General features: G+C 36.6%; 12 protein-coding genes and 2 pseudogenes. 10 read left to right on the forward strand and 4 right to left on the reverse strand.

Going from position 1 to position 15,031, the window contains the following annotated elements; all coding sequences use genetic code 11:
* Nucleotides 1-34: 34 nt before the first annotated feature.
* Both NST60_RS11510 and NST60_RS11515 read right to left on the reverse strand, forming a co-directional pair.
* Nucleotides 35-443 (reverse strand): annotated as a pseudogene (locus tag NST60_RS11510) (MerR family transcriptional regulator); the annotation flags it as partial.
* 211 nt (nucleotides 444-654) lie between these two features.
* Entirely contained in the window at nucleotides 655-1,767 is a 1,113-nt protein-coding gene (locus NST60_RS11515; RefSeq protein WP_341098803.1) for a hypothetical protein, read from the reverse strand.
* 469 nt (nucleotides 1,768-2,236) lie between these two features.
* Here NST60_RS11515 and NST60_RS11520 point away from each other — a divergent pair, with 469 nt between their 5' ends.
* The 6 genes from NST60_RS11520 to NST60_RS11545 all read left to right on the forward strand — a co-directional run bounded on the left by NST60_RS11520 (nucleotide 2,237) and on the right by NST60_RS11545 (nucleotide 9,022).
* On the forward strand, nucleotides 2,237-2,710 hold the full coding sequence (locus tag NST60_RS11520) for a hypothetical protein (RefSeq protein ID WP_341098804.1): 474 nt from the start codon (nucleotides 2,237-2,239) through the stop codon (nucleotides 2,708-2,710).
* 114 nt (nucleotides 2,711-2,824) lie between these two features.
* Complete coding sequence (locus NST60_RS11525) at nucleotides 2,825-3,769, forward strand: TRM11 family SAM-dependent methyltransferase (protein WP_341098805.1); 945 nt, start codon at nucleotides 2,825-2,827, stop codon at nucleotides 3,767-3,769.
* A gap of 221 nt (nucleotides 3,770-3,990) precedes the next feature.
* Entirely contained in the window at nucleotides 3,991-4,980 is a 990-nt protein-coding gene (locus tag NST60_RS11530; protein WP_341098806.1) for a LacI family DNA-binding transcriptional regulator, read from the forward strand.
* A 207-nt stretch (nucleotides 4,981-5,187) separates the two neighbouring features.
* Nucleotides 5,188-6,582 (forward strand): sucrose-specific PTS transporter subunit IIBC, encoded by a 1,395-nt coding sequence (locus tag NST60_RS11535; protein WP_341098807.1) that lies wholly within the window; start codon nucleotides 5,188-5,190, stop codon nucleotides 6,580-6,582.
* A 40-nt stretch (nucleotides 6,583-6,622) separates the two neighbouring features.
* Nucleotides 6,623-8,023 carry a sucrose-6-phosphate hydrolase gene (locus NST60_RS11540; protein ID WP_341098808.1) on the forward strand — a complete coding sequence of 467 codons (1,401 nt, stop codon included), beginning with the start codon at nucleotides 6,623-6,625 and terminating at the stop codon, nucleotides 8,021-8,023.
* Nucleotides 8,024-8,359: 336 nt separating this feature from the next.
* The gene (locus tag NST60_RS11545) at nucleotides 8,360-9,022 is read left to right on the forward strand and encodes a BlaI/MecI/CopY family transcriptional regulator (protein ID WP_341098809.1); all 663 of its coding nucleotides are present in this window, start codon (nucleotides 8,360-8,362) and stop codon (nucleotides 9,020-9,022) included.
* A 731-nt stretch (nucleotides 9,023-9,753) separates the two neighbouring features.
* On the opposite strand, the gene NST60_RS11550 is transcribed toward NST60_RS11545, so the two are convergent.
* Nucleotides 9,754-10,197 (reverse strand): hypothetical protein, encoded by a 444-nt coding sequence (locus NST60_RS11550; RefSeq protein WP_341098810.1) that lies wholly within the window; start codon nucleotides 10,195-10,197, stop codon nucleotides 9,754-9,756.
* An 84-nt stretch (nucleotides 10,198-10,281) separates the two neighbouring features.
* Nucleotides 10,282-10,584, reverse strand: coding sequence for a Gfo/Idh/MocA family oxidoreductase (locus NST60_RS11555; protein WP_341098811.1), 303 nt, complete (start codon nucleotides 10,582-10,584; stop codon nucleotides 10,282-10,284).
* A 40-nt stretch (nucleotides 10,585-10,624) separates the two neighbouring features.
* On the opposite strand from NST60_RS11555, the pseudogene NST60_RS11560 reads away from it, so the two are divergent.
* The 4 genes and pseudogenes from NST60_RS11560 to NST60_RS11575 all read left to right on the forward strand — a co-directional run.
* Nucleotides 10,625-10,720, forward strand: a pseudogene (locus tag NST60_RS11560) (NAD-dependent epimerase/dehydratase family protein); the annotation flags it as partial.
* Between the two features lie 480 nt (nucleotides 10,721-11,200).
* Nucleotides 11,201-11,437, forward strand: coding sequence for a DUF6429 family protein (locus NST60_RS11565; RefSeq protein ID WP_341098812.1), 237 nt, complete (start codon nucleotides 11,201-11,203; stop codon nucleotides 11,435-11,437).
* Nucleotides 11,438-11,555: 118 nt separating this feature from the next.
* A complete protein-coding gene (locus tag NST60_RS11570) occupies nucleotides 11,556-13,238 on the forward strand; it encodes an SWIM zinc finger family protein (RefSeq protein WP_341098813.1) in 1,683 nt (560 codons plus the stop codon).
* Between the two features lie 198 nt (nucleotides 13,239-13,436).
* Nucleotides 13,437-14,885 (forward strand): DEAD/DEAH box helicase, encoded by a 1,449-nt coding sequence (locus NST60_RS11575; protein ID WP_341099832.1) that lies wholly within the window; start codon nucleotides 13,437-13,439, stop codon nucleotides 14,883-14,885.
* The last annotated feature ends 146 nt before the right edge of the window (nucleotides 14,886-15,031 follow it).

Consider the following 15,031-nt stretch of genomic DNA (forward strand, 5'->3'; position numbering starts at 1 on the left):
CTATTAAGGGTATCTGAATAGGTTTTCTCTATTATTATTTTTGTGTGTCTGCATAGACTGCCATGGCATCGCGCATGAATGCCGCTAAGCCTTCAACGAATCCATCAATGCTTTTCGTGAATCGCTCGTCATTTACATACATTTGCTCTAAACCTTTGAAGGCCTCAAGGGAGTAGTTCCCCATTTTGTTTAAGAACTGATACCACTCATGAATCCCTTCTTGAGCCTTTTGGAATCAAGTGAAAGATGGCGAAGAGAGGCGAGGTTACGATAGATTTCGTTGAATTTTTCTTGATCGAAGGCAGTCATGTTTTTCGCTTTTTCATTTGCCTCATCGACTGCTTTATTACCTCATTGTTTTCTTGCTTCTTGTCGGTCAAATAATGGGCTATCAATAATTTCTTTGATTTTCTTAAAGGGAAGCCAAGTTCTTTAAAAAATAAGCCTGCAGGGGGTCTCAGGCTGTCTCGCTAATTCCCGTAGCGCAATGGAATGAATTAGTTTTTACACTTGAATATATTTAAAAATATAAATAATCAGTATATGAAAGTAACCTTTATTTAAGAGCTAAATTAGAGATTGTTTGTCTTTACAGATTAACTATTTAGCTTTGTCCCAGCCTTATATCATAACATTTCCTTCATGGAGAATTCCTTACTGATAATTAATAATCGCGGGGCTGGGATCCAATTTTAAGACCTCTTCGGGACTTAGCACAGGTTTGTCTTTGTTATAAAAGATTTTAAATCCACCGTATTGCACTGCTTCGTTGCGCACGAATTTGCGGTAGAGTGCCATTTTAGTATTAGAATCGCCCCAACCGTCATAGTTCAAGGCAACTTCTACATTTTCGGTTGGTTGGATGGCTTCTTTGTTCGTTAATGCTTCGTCCATAAATTGATGGACAAGGACAATTTTATCTGGTAAATCATTTTCTTTTACCATTTCTGTTAAGTACTGTACCGCTTCTTGCACTTCAGCTCCGTCTACTTGACCAAGATTGACACCTGGAGTTTGTCCTTCTTTTACATGAAATTCTGTATCAATAGCTAGGTGGACATGCGGGAGCCTCAGCCATTTTTCGAGTAATTTCACTTGATTTAGGACTGAATCTGTTCCGAGTTGGACATCCAGCATAAGTAGTGCGTCGTTTTCCTCCGCGAGTGTGGCATATTCGTCAATCTGCTCTGGTTGAGTTGGATGATAGTACTTCCCTTCAGTCCCAGGTTCACGCTGTGCTACGGTAGAAATAAGCTCAATCATTGGCACGGCAGGACGCGAAGGATCTGCATCTGAATATGCTTGTGTTTGCTCTTTTAATTTTGCCATTAATTCATCTGGTTCCATTTCTCCCAATATTCCCATGTTGGAAGAGTTTGGATGTCCATAATAGGCTATGAGTCGATGATTCTTTAATGGGCCATCGGATTGATCATCGGCCCCTTTTACTAATGTTTCTCCAAGTGGGACCATCCTAGTGCGATCCTCCCCGCGAGCTTCTTCACTCGGCATTTTCTCTATCTCCTCTTCAACTACCTTTTCGTTTAGGGGAGAAGCATTTTCTGATGGTTTCATCGGTTTGTAGGATGGAGGCGGATTCTCTTCTTCCGTTGCTTTCTTATCTTCCTTCACGTCAGCAGCATCCTCTTTTTGCACTTGTTCTTCATCATGTTGTTCACTCTCTTTACTAGTCGTAGTGTTTTCCGAACAAGCGACGAGGAAAAAAACAAGGAATACTCCTGAGAATAGCAAGGCTAGTTTTTTCATGTTGTTCACTTCCTTATGTATGGATTTCCTTCTGCCTATTATTCTAGGTGTATTCCCTATATGTAATAAAGTTAACAGGGAGTACCTAATATTTTCATAGTAATTTGAGAGTTTGGTTAATAGATGCTCACTGTTCTCCAAGGCGTAACCTGTTTGTTTGCGAATTCTCTAACCTAAAATGACTTTCTCCACACCAAAGCTCATTCTAGAAACAAACTAAAATTGCAAAATAGTAATATAGAAATGGGAATTCTAACACCTAATCAAGAAATTATTTTAGCACTCTCAAAAGCAATACGAGACTTTAAGAAGATGGAAAAAGTTTAGAAATTATATCCTAGTAAGTTGACTATATTTATACCAACCAAACGTGGTATATTAGTTTTACCACAAATAGAATGGGACCAAATCATAATTAAAAGAAACTATGTCATAATAATATAATAATCAAAAACCCTTGGAGGCAAATATGCTATCATTTGAAGAAAAGCTAAAAATCATAGAGTCGTTCCCTCAATTGGAACGAAAGAATGTTTCATTAAAACGTGTTAATTTTCATTTTGAGGAGAGTGGAAGCGACAAAAAGAATGTAGTGTATCACTTACATCCGAATGGAAATGGATTTGTTTATGCGGATAAGCTAGATGAGTATGATACAGATGATAGAGGTCTGGTGAATATTCGAGATTTTTCAAAGGAAGAACTAAGAGATATTATTGAAAAATCTATTCAATCATTAACACCTAATGCACTAGAAGAAGAGACGCTGGATGAAGAAGCGGCGGAAGAAGAAAAATGGCTTGATGCTGACAAAAATACGCTCCTCCTTCTACAAGAAGAAGGTTTTTGGAATATATATGCTGGCGATAATCTAGAAAATAGTTTTTCAAGCTATGAAGAAGCTTGTGACTACCTAAAAGAAGAGGGCTTTAACAAAATTTAAAATGAGAATATGTAAAAAAGGTAGCCATACTCCTAATTATGAGTATGGCCTTTTGAGATTTTATAAAAAATAGAATCACTCAAGACTTATCTAAGAAAAAAGGAGAGAAGGAACTTGAGCCAAAATAATTTAGTGTTATATACATTCAATTATGCGGAAGAAGAAGAGCAGTTATGTAAATTGGAGGTTCGTTCCCTATTTCGTGCTAACTTACATGCCTTTGTATTAGAGAGCAGCATAAATATAGACCCAAGTAGGAGTCCCTTTATAAAAGAGAAAATAGAAGTTCTCCTTATATGCGATACTTTAGAAGATTTATTACAAGAGGTTCAGGTAATGCCTTCATTGAGTAATACTTTTAAGGTAATCGGCATTAATTATCGAGATAGCGATCAGCGAGATCAGATGGAATTTGAAGAAAGAAAAGCGATTGCTAGACAAGTTGGAACCTTGATTCCAGGTGTAGCGAATCTTCATCATCCTGAGGTAGTATTCGCCATTACCAAGTTAAAAGGAAAATGGTATTTCGGATTCTATTCGGAGAATCAAGGCATTTGGCATATTCATCAACAAAAGCCTCATAACTATTCAACGGCATTAACTACTCGAGTGGCCCGAGCACTAGTCAATATTGCGGTTCCAGAATTAGCAGGCGTTACGGTAATTGATCCTTGCTGTGGCATCGGGACAGTATTGGTAGAGGCTTTATCAATGGGAATTAATATAACAGGTAGTGACTACAATCCTTTAGTAATGAAGGGGATTCGGAATAATCTCGCTCATTTTGGCCTTTCTGGACCAGTACTTTTAAGAGATATCAGAGACATAACGGAAATGTATGATGTGGCCATTATAGACATGCCTTATAACCTTTGCTCAGTCGTTTCGGATAAGGAAAAATTAGAAATGCTCCAATGTGCACGTCGCTTTACTAAAAAAATGGTTGTCGTGACGACAGAAGATATAGATGGAATACTTAATGAAGTGGGGTTTGAAATAGTAGATCGGTGTGAAGTTAAAAAGGGTAAGTTTATACGCCAAATAATCGTTTGTTGTTAATGCATGTGAGTGAATGGTAGAAATTTTCCGCTTAGAAGGGGGAGAATTCTATTAAGAGATAAAGCGCAGAATAAAATGCCCCTTTTACAAAAATACCAGCCATTCGTAAGTTAGAAAGCAGGGAAAAAGGAATTAGCGATTTCAATCTCCATAGATTTTTTGTTAAAATACTTGTGAAAAGAATAGTTATATGATAATTTTGTGCCCAGGAGGATCTATTCATGGCAACAATTAACGAAATAGCTGAAAGGGCAAGTGTTTCACGCACAACCGTTTCAAGGGTTATAAATAATTCTGGTTATGTAAGTGAGGATGCAAAAAGAAGAGTATTAAAGGCAATTGAAGAGACTGGATATATCCCTAGTGAGTATGCGAAATCTTTACGGACGAAAAAGACAAAAGTTATCGGTGTCATTCTTCCTAAAATTAGCACGGAAACATCGAGTCGTCTTGTAAAGGGATTGGATGAAGTGTTTGCAAAAGAGGGTTATCAAATTCTTTTAACCAACACAAATCTGAATCCTGAAAAGGAAATCGAGTATTTAAGGCTATTGAAAAGCAGACATGTTGATGGAATAATCTTATCTGCGACTATTATCAACCAGCCATTAGTAGAGGAAATTAGTCAGTTGAATATCCCATTTGTGACAGTGGGGCAACAAATCTCGGGAATTTCTAATGTGCTTTTTGATGATTATCAAGCTTCCAAAGAGTTGGTTTATTTAATGATAAAAAAAGGGTATAATCAAATTGCTTTTATTGGCGTAGACGAAGAGGACCGTTCCGTGGGCTACTTAAGGAAAGCTGGTTACTTGGATGCAATGAAAGAAAATAATTTACCTATAGAGGATAGCTGGGTTCAAAAAGGAATATTTGATGTGGATTCTGGTTATCATTGTATGAGCCGAATCATGAAATTGTCTAAGCAAATGCCTGTTGCAGTTCTTGCTGTAACAGATCGGCTTGCAATTGGAGCTATGCAATATATTAAAGATGCAGGACTATCTATTCCAGATGAAATGGCAGTAGCAGGAATGGGAGCGTCAGAGCTATCTCGGTTTATTTCTCCTGCTTTAACTACGATTGATTTTTCAATAGAGGAGGTAGGGAGCGAAGCAGCAGGTCTGTTATTAGAACAAATTAATGACGGAAATACCCAGGGAAAAAACAGGAAAATAAAATATAGACTTATTGAACGTTCCAGTATATAATTACAGTGTAATCGATTTCATATAAGCTTTTTGATTACACTTTATTTTTATAATATGTGTAATCGATTCCACACAGTTGAACTTTCGAAAAAAATATCTTTTTTACGCTTTGTGTAATCGATTCCAGAAAAACTGATTTTTGAATTAATTATTTTTTTAGCAAATGTGTAATCGATTCCACACACAAAAAAAATAGGGGTGATTAAAATGACAGAAAATCGCAAAATCGCACAAGATGTGATTGAGGCTGTTGGTGGCAAGGATAATATTCAATCGGTAGCACATTGTGCAACAAGACTAAGACTCATGGTCATTGATAAAGAAAAAATCAATCAGGAACAGGTAGAACAAATCAGCAAAGTAAAAGGAGCGTTCTATAATTCTGGTCAATATCAGATTATTTTTGGCACAGGAACAGTAAATAAAATATACGAAGAGGTAATTAACTTAGGGCTTCATACAAAGTCTGCCTCGGATCAGAAAAAGGAAGCAGTAAAAAGCGGAACGAAATTTCAAAGAGCTATCCGTACATTCGGAGACGTGTTCGTACCAATTATTCCCGTTTTAGTTGCAACAGGATTGTTTATGGGTATCCGTGGCTTGGTAATGCAAGATCAAATATTAGCGCTCTTTGGAATGAAGCCGGAAGATATATCAGAAAACTTCTTGCTATTTACACAGATATTAACCGATACAGCGTTTATTTTCCTGCCAGCACTTGTTGCCTGGTCCACGTTTAGAGTATTTGGAGGAACTCCAATTATAGGGTTGATTCTTGGTCTTATGCTTGTATCACCTTCTTTGCCAAATGCTTATGATGTTGCAGGCGGCAGTGTGGAAGCACTTCGCTTCTTCGACTTTATTCCAGTAGTTGGTTATCAAGGTTCTGTGATTCCAGCATTTATCGCCGGTATTATTGGGGCCAAGCTTGAAAGGGCGATTAGAAAACGTGTTCCTGAAACATTGGATTTAATTGTTACACCATTTTTGACGCTGCTTGTGATGATAGCACTTGGACTATTAGTGATTGGACCAGTATTCCATACAGTCGAACAAGGAATCTTAGATGTAGCGACAAATGTCCTTTCATGGCCGTTTGGTTTGGCGGGACTATTAATTGGCGGATTGAACCAGTTGATTGTAATCACTGGTGTTCACCATGTATTCAATATGTTAGAAATTCAACTGCTTGCTGAATTCAAAAATAATCCTTACAACGCTATTGTAACGTGTTCGGTTGCTGCACAGGGGGGAGCGGCTTTGGCAGTTGGATTAAAGACAAAATCTGCAAAATTAAAAGCTCTAGCTCTACCATCATCATTTTCGGCATTTTTAGGAATTACCGAGCCAGCTATCTTTGGAGTAAATCTTCGTTATGGAAAACCGTTTATTATGGCACTAATCGGTGGTGCAGCAGGTGGATTTTTAGCTTCTATTCTTGGTCTAAAGGCAACTGGAATGGCAATTACCGTAATTCCTGGCTTACTGCTTTATTTAAATGGACAGATTTTACAATATATTTTAGTGAACGCCGTTGCAATTGCTGTTGCTTTTGTACTGACTTGGATGTTCGGCTACTCAGATAAAGAGCAGGAGAATTAGGCTGAAATGAAGTATTTTTTCTTAAGAAGGAGGTTCTGAAATGACAGAAATCCTTATACAAAAAGCTTATAACGAAGTAAAAAAATATAGGAATAAAGTAATAAATGACCCTTATCGATTACGCTATCATCTAATGCCGCCTGTTGGCTTACTGAATGATCCGAATGGATTAATCCAATTTAAAGGGATATATCATGTCTTTTACCAATGGAATCCATTTGAAACGACCCATGGTGCTAAATTTTGGGGGCACTATACTTCGGAAGATATGGTTCATTGGCGGGAGGAGCCTATTGCCTTGGCTCCAAGTGAATGGTATGACAGAAACGGCTGTTATTCTGGAAGTGCAGTAGAGGCGGATGGAAAACTGTACCTCTTTTATACGGGTAATGTGAAGCAAGAAGATGGGACTCGGGAAACGTATCAATGCCTTGCAGTTTCTGAAAATGGGATTGATTTTGAAAAGCTTGGTCCTGTATTAAGGCTTCCTGAACATTACACATCTCATTTTCGTGATCCGAAGGTTTGGAAAAAAGATGACCACTGGTATATGGCTGTTGGTGCACAAACCTTGGAGGAAAAGGGGGCAGTTGCACTATTCCACTCTAAAGATTTGTACAATTGGGAGGAAGCGGGGCGAATTGCTGGATCAGGAATGGATGGATGGAAGGACTTTGGATATATGTGGGAATGTCCGGATCTTATTCATTTAAATGGTAAAGATGTTTTATTAGTTTCACCTCAGGGGCTCGAGCCCGAAGGTGATTTCTATCATAATTTGTTCCAATCTGGATATTTAATAGGGGAATTAGATTATAAGAGGATGAAGTTTCAGCATGGGACATTTACCGAACTGGACCGTGGCTTTGACTTCTATGCACCGCAGACATTTACGGATAAGTCAGGGAGAACCATTCTTTACGGTTGGATGGGAATCACTGATGAGTTGGAAGCACATCAGCCAACGATTGTTAATCGCTGGGTTCATGCTCTAACAATCCCAAGAGAATTAGAACTTCACGATGGAAAAATTTTTCAAAGGCCAGTGAAAGAATTGGAAAAGTTGCGAAAAAACCAAGTAGTCGTGGAAACTAACAAATTTGAAGGGATTTCAGCGGAATTTATTATAGACTTTGTAAAAACTGCTCCATTCAGGATTTCATTTCGGAATGAAGCGTACTTAAGTTTTGACGCAGAAAGACTTACCTTAAAAAGAAGAAATTTAATGACAGATGATCTAGAATCAAGAACTTGCAAAATAGCTTCTGTTTCTAAGTTGCAAATTTTTATGGATCATTCCTCCTTGGAGATTTTTATCAATGATGGTGAAGAGGTATTCACTGCTCGATATTTTCCAAATCCAAATGATGCTATGATTAGTATGGAAGGGGAAGCAGAATTTAAACTAATCAAGTGGAGTCTTGGGGATGATGGGGAATGATCTGCAAAGACTGAACCTCAACTGTTTTGCATATAGCATAAGTAAATGAAGTTTTCAGCTAAACGCCTCTCCTTAAGGTTGGAGAGGCGTTTAGCATAATAAGGTTTTTAACGGATTGACAAATGTAAGAATTTTATTAAACTATAAATAGTTCTATCCTCAAAATCTCTCTAGATTTTCTTTGTATATTTGCTACTCCGCCTCTTACTTTCTATAATTTAAGCCATATTAAACCTCTTTTTTTCTCTGTCACTAACATCATCGATCTTAAAATCTGTCCGAAGTTCAAATGATAAATAGTAGTATTGAATATGTATGGATAGGAGGAGGAATCCTATGGGATTTGAAAAAGAATATCATGCCTTTTTGAATGCTCACTTGCAGGCAAGAACTGGTGAACAGTTGCGGCGCTTACAAGAAGGCCACAATCAGGCTGAAATGTTGTTTTTGAGGCAAGTGTGGTGGCCAATATTTTTTCACTTTAAGCACCTTCACCCAGAATATGAAGTCGATGATTTCAAGGATGGCAAAAGGTATTTGGATTTTGCTTATATTCGTCCTGGTATCCGGATATGTATTGAAATCGACGGGTATGGTCCTCACCTAAAGAACATAAGTAGATGGCAATTTTCCGACAACCTGGAACGTCAAAATCAATTGGTGATTGATGGATGGACTGTTATCCGATTTTCTTATGACCAAGTGAAAGAGAAGCCTCGTCGATGCCAGCAGATTGTTCAGCAAGTGATTGGCCAATGGCTGGGTGAAGAATTAGACCAGATATCTTTGTCCATTGTCGAAAAGGAAGTACTGCGATTAGTGATACGGAAAGGAGAACCCATATCTCCTAAAGAAGTCGAGAAGTATTTGAATTTAAGTGATAAGACGGTGAAAAAAATACTTTCTCGACTAGTCGAAAAAAAGATGCTGATTCCTGCCTCTGGGATCAAGAGGGTTCGCTCTTATCGGTTGGGAGATCTGGTTAAACGCCCAATTTGATAAATAGACGGAAAAATTCCGCTTAATTAGAAAAAGAATAAAAAAATAGCTTAAATAGACGGAGAGATTCCGCCTATCGACTCGAAAAACATGAAAATGGGGAATTTTGCTTTACATAATCGGAAAACTTACCCTTAATTACCCCTGAAACTAGCTCCACTCTGCATCTAACAGAAAAAACTCCGCTTATTTTACTTTCTCTAGTTACTTAAGGTTCAGAATTTTTATCGAAAAGGAAGTTAGATGGGCGTGTATCCTTCTTTTGGTTAAGTAAAAAATCCAAGAAATCCTTATTTAGATGCGTTATGGAGAGCAATATCATAAATAGGTATTTTCTTATGGAAGTCTGCCTTCATTTATTTAAATAACGATCTTTCTAAATGTTTCCTTGGAGAATAGGGGATTATGTAACTTACAAATAACCACAGCATATTTTTATTGTTACACCATTTTTTCTCAATCTCCCAAATCGTCAGTAGTTCGAATCGTATAAGAAATGACGGACATTCAAATCCCAACCTGACTAGTCCTTAAACAATTCTTCAATCAATCATACAGTCCAGACTGAACCATCCTGTTAGCCATTTCCATTAGCTTTCAGCCCATGGTTGGCGAACAGTCTTAACAATTTTCCTTAGATAGTATGGCCTTTTCCATCATTAGCCCCAGGTATTGATCTTCAGCAAGGCTATAAAAGTTCGGACCGCCTGCTATATATTCTGCCATTTTCTTTAAGCAAGAAGCGATGGCAATTTCATCATCATAGAGCCTTGCAGGAATAAAAGGATTTCGATAAACCCAGCGTTCGCGGCCATAATTCCTTCCAGGTAATAGCCTTCTTGATTTTCCTCTTCTCCTTTATTAATCCGCTTTAAATCCAAGAAAGCAGGCGTTGAATAGTCGCTCAACACTGCCAATCGATTATCGAATATTTCCCCGCGGTTTCCGCGCACAGATAAATGATTCGAACGAATCCACGAACGATGTTGATCTTTTGTAAAATCATAGATTCCTAGCTTTCCATCAAATTCAAGCGACACCAAGTCGCGTTCAGCTAAAATGATTTTTTCTTCTTTGGGAGGGCCACTCCGATCTGGACCAGCTACAAGGGAGGATTCGAATCTCATTCCTCTAATAGTTGCATTCTCAAAACCAAATCCGAGCATTTTTCTCATTAAGCTTATGCCATGATAAAAATGGGAAATAGAAACGGAAGCTTGCGTAACATTTCCTAATCTTTCAGAATCAATAAGGGATAGTCATGCTTGCTGTATAGGATGTAAATAATATTGTTCTGCAACCTGTACTTTAGCACCTCTACAAGTAAGTTTTTCATGAAGGGTTACTAACTCCTTTATTGATGGAGCGGGAGGAGTTTCTGCTAATACCGGGATACCAAGCTCTCCTAATTGAAGCATATAGTCAGGGATTGCTGATCCACTTACGGATACTACTATGAAGTCAGGATTCTCATTTTCCAAGAGTTGAGACAAATTACTGTAAGTAGTGACATTCCATTTTTGTTCTAAAAACTTTCTCTTCTCTTCATTCCTTACAACCATCCCGCTTACACGAAATTTCTTAGGAAGAGCTTGAGCAATTCTTGCATATTTCCATCCAAATGAAGTGACATTTGAAAATAATGTTATGTCTACTTATAACATTTTAGAGGCAACTGGGAATTTAGGGATTAAAAAGTTATGGTCACAGTGACTTCTCGAAATTTGTCGAAATTGATAGAGAGTGTAACTACGTGAATTTGCTAAACTGAAATAGCAACTGAATCTAAAAGGGCTATTCGAAAAATAGTTTTTTAGCTAAAATTAGAGAAAAGAAAAACCAAAAAACGCTGTAAATTCAACATTTTGTTGTTTTTAGTTTGGGTAAAACCGTTTCTAAAATAGGTTTTTTTATAGTCACTTTATTTATTAAGCAATATTCGAAGAGTTGTACGTTATGAACTGTGTAACATCTATATGAAACAAGATTTTTTGGGGCGTCACTGTGACTGAGAAATCATCTTTTGTACTACTGATTTACTACCAACAGGTTCCCTTCATAAAGAATGGACACCTTTTTTAATATATCTTAGCTAAATCAGGGATAAACAATATTGTAAATTGAATTTTTTTTTAATAAGCTAGAATTAAACGATACATGGAAAGAGGGTTAATCGAGATGGAGAAACAGATTAAGGAACTTACTCTGTTATTGTTATACTTAACATCATGGAAAGAAAAGGATTTTCCAGAAGAAATGAGGAGAAGTTGGAAGGGATATCCATTTGACGTCCTGAATGAATTTTACGACAAAGATTTGCTTAGAGGGAGTATCAAATCTAAGTCAGTATATTTAACTGAGTCTGGAATCAAAGAGTCTGAAGCGTTAGTAAAAAAATACCTAGGGAATGTGTAATAAAGTAATGGAACATTGAGTGTATGATAAAGCATTATATAATCGAAAAAGTACATAATTTGAAAATGAAGATCCAATAGGGTAGTAATGGACAATTATGGATTGGGCGGGACTGGAAATGAACATTAATCATTTTGAGAACGATATAAATAAAACGATCGTAGACAGAGGATATAGCTATTATATTGAAGGATATATTTTAGAAGTCTATGAAAAAGCCGATAATGAATATATTTTTCTTATTGAAGGAAGCGATGACTACGAAGTGGTAGTGCAGCTTGGGGATGACGGAGAAATTTTATATTCTGAATGTGATTGTCCCTATGATTTTGGGCCAGTATGTAAACACGAAGTTGCAGCCTATTTTCAACTATTTGAAATGGTCAATCATGTAACCACAACTAAAAATGATACGAATATGACCAACAAACGAACGACAATTCATGAGGTTTTAAGTAATCTCTCAAAAGAAGAATTGATCCATATTATTATCAATTGCGCAAATCATGATGCTACCTTTGAAAAAAGTCTCATCGTTAAGTATTCAAATGGCTATCCTCAACAGGAGCTTGCAATATGTCAGGAGCTAATTCATTCAATTGTGAGGAAGTACACAGGCAGAGAAGGTTTTATCAAGTATCGAGATACGGGCGCTTTTGTAAGAGAGATGGAAGATGTAATAGATAAAGCAAGAAATACTGAAAATGTGCTAGTGGCATTGGATATCACACTATTATTGCTCGAGGAAGCAATCGCTGCATTTCAATATGCGGATGATTCCAGTGGGGATATTGGTTATCTTGTCAGGGAAACACTAGAATTATTAGCGGAAATGGTAACTAGCCGGGTTGGATTAGATCATCAAAGTGCAGAAATATTTGAGAAACTACTAGCCCAAACCGATAATGAAGTTTTTGAGGGATGGTTAGATTACAAGATTGATTTATTAACCATTTGTTTTGGATTTGCCGATGATGAAAGGCATAGGGAGCAACTTAAAAATAAAATAGAGTCCATGATTGATAATAAATCAAGGGAGAGGTATACGTACTATAATAATGAAAGTATGCTCCAGCTATTATTTCAGCTCATTGTGCAATATGGTTCACAAGATGAAGCAGATCAATTTATTCACGAGCATCTTCAGTTTTCGTCCTTCAGAGAGCAATTATTGAATAAATACCTTCAAGAGAAAAACTACCATAAAGTTATTGAAGTGGCTAAAGAAGGAGAAACGCAGGATCAACAATACCCAGGATTACTATCTAAATGGAAAAAATTTCGCTACGCAGCATATACATTCCTTGCATTAAAAGAAGAACAGCAAGTGTTAGCCAAGGAACTTTTGCTTGCTGGTGACTTTGAATATTATAGGGACTTAAAAGAATTAGCCAAAGAAAATCAAGATGTATCCTCATTCTATAGGAGTATAAAAAATGAACTGAAAACGGAGAAAGGCTGGCATACGAATCGTATATTTCTTAAATTGATAGAGGAAGAAAATGATCTTGAAGAAATGTTGGATTTTGTTGAAAATAATCCTAGCTATATAGAAGATTATGCTGAGAAGCTAGTCAAAGTGTTTAAAGAAGAAGTCATTGAAATATACAAGAAATATATACATTCGATTGCAAGCATTTCTTCCAATCGAAGAGCCTATCAAGGTGTATGTCACAAAATAACGAGATATAAAAAGATTGCAGGTAAGCCACAACAAGTGGAGTTGATAAACGAACTAATAGGATTATATAAGAAAAGGCCAGCCTTTATAGATGAATTGGGGAAAATTAAATCACTTTAGTGCTAAGTACTCCATGGAAAATTTTGCTATTATGATATGTAATTTATATAATGATTTCCGCTGAGGAATTAATTACAATTTATTTCCCTGAACACTCATTATAATTACAGCTTTAGCTAATTTGCTAAGAAAAATAGCGTATAATAAGACCTTACGGAAATAATAAAAGAATAATTTAAAATAAAAAGAGGCTTAATGATGAGTGCAAAGAATTTTCATGATTTTAATTTAAGTAATCAAATAGTAAAAGCTCTAGATAGTTTAGAATATAGAACACCAACAGAGGTTCAGAATAAAGTAATCCCTCTTGTACTAGAAAAAATCGATCTTGTTGTGAAATCACAAACTGGAAGTGGCAAGACGGCTTCCTATGGGATTCCTATTTGTGAATTAGTGGAATGGGAAGAGAATAAACCTCAAGCGTTAATTTTGACACCAACAAGGGAACTTGCTGTTCAAGTTAAAGAAGATTTTATAGATATAGGAAGATTTAAACGAATTAAAGCAGCAGCTGTATATGGAAAACAGCCGTTTGCTATCCAAAAAACAGAATTAAAACAAAAGACGCATGTAGTGGTCGGTACACCAGGTCGCGTATTGGATCATATCGAGAGAGGGACATTGTCCTTAGACAGAATTAGCTATCTTGTAATTGATGAAGCGGACGAAATGTTAAACATGGGATTTATTGAACAGGTAGAAGCTATCATCAATGCATTACCACAAAATCGAGTAACCATGTTATTTTCAGCTACTTTACCTGAGGCGGTTAAAGAACTGTCACAGCGCTATATGAAGACACCCATTGATATTGAAATCAAGGCGACTGGATTGACTACAGATAAAATTGAACACTCGCTTATAAAAGTAGAAGAGAAGGATAAGTTCTCTCTTCTTCAAGATGTAACGATTGTAGAAAATCCTGATAGTTGTATTATCTTTTGTCGTACAAAAGATAGAGTAGATACCTTGAGTGATCAATTAACAGATTTAGGATATAACTGTGATCAAATCCATGGTGGTATGGTACAGGAAGATAGACTTGAAGTCATGAATGATTTTAAAAGGGGAGAGTTCCACTATTTAATTGCGACAGACGTGGCAGCTAGAGGGATTGATATTGATAATATCACCCATGTGATCAATTATGATCTTCCTTTAGAAAAGGAGAGCTATGTTCATCGCACAGGAAGAACAGGGCGGGCAGGTAAAAAAGGGAAAGCCATCACATTTGTGACACCATTTGAAGATAGGTTTTTACAGGAGATAGAAGAATATATAGGTTTTGAAATTCCAATGATAGATGCTCCTGCAAAAGAAGAAGTTGCCAATAGGCAAGCTGACTTTGAAGCAAAAAAGAATGAAGAACCAACTATTAAAAAGGCAAAAAATGAAAAATTGAACAAGCAAATTATGAAATTATACTTTAATGGCGGCAAGAAAAAGAAGCTTCGAGCAGTCGACTTTGTTGGAACGATCGCTAAAATAGAAGGTGTAACAGCAGAGGATATTGGGATTATTACCATAATGGATACTTTTTCTTATGTAGAGATTTTAAATGATAAAGGGCGTTTAGTATTGGAAAGAATGAAGAAAACGCCAATCAAAGGTAAATCATTGAAGGTATATGAGGCTAAGAAGGACTAAAAATCATAATCAGTTGATTTTTATAATAATACAGAGAGTAGTACAAATTTGCTGAAAAGAAGCGTTTTGTGATAAAGATTTTTCCTTATTAAAACCAAATAAAATACAATTTACAAAGGTAATGGTGATAAAAACAAGTTGACGAA

Origin of the sequence: Niallia sp. FSL W8-1348 (genome assembly GCF_038006745.1) — a bacterium.
Classification (GTDB): Bacteria; Bacillota; Bacilli; order Bacillales; family Cytobacillaceae; genus Niallia; species Niallia alba.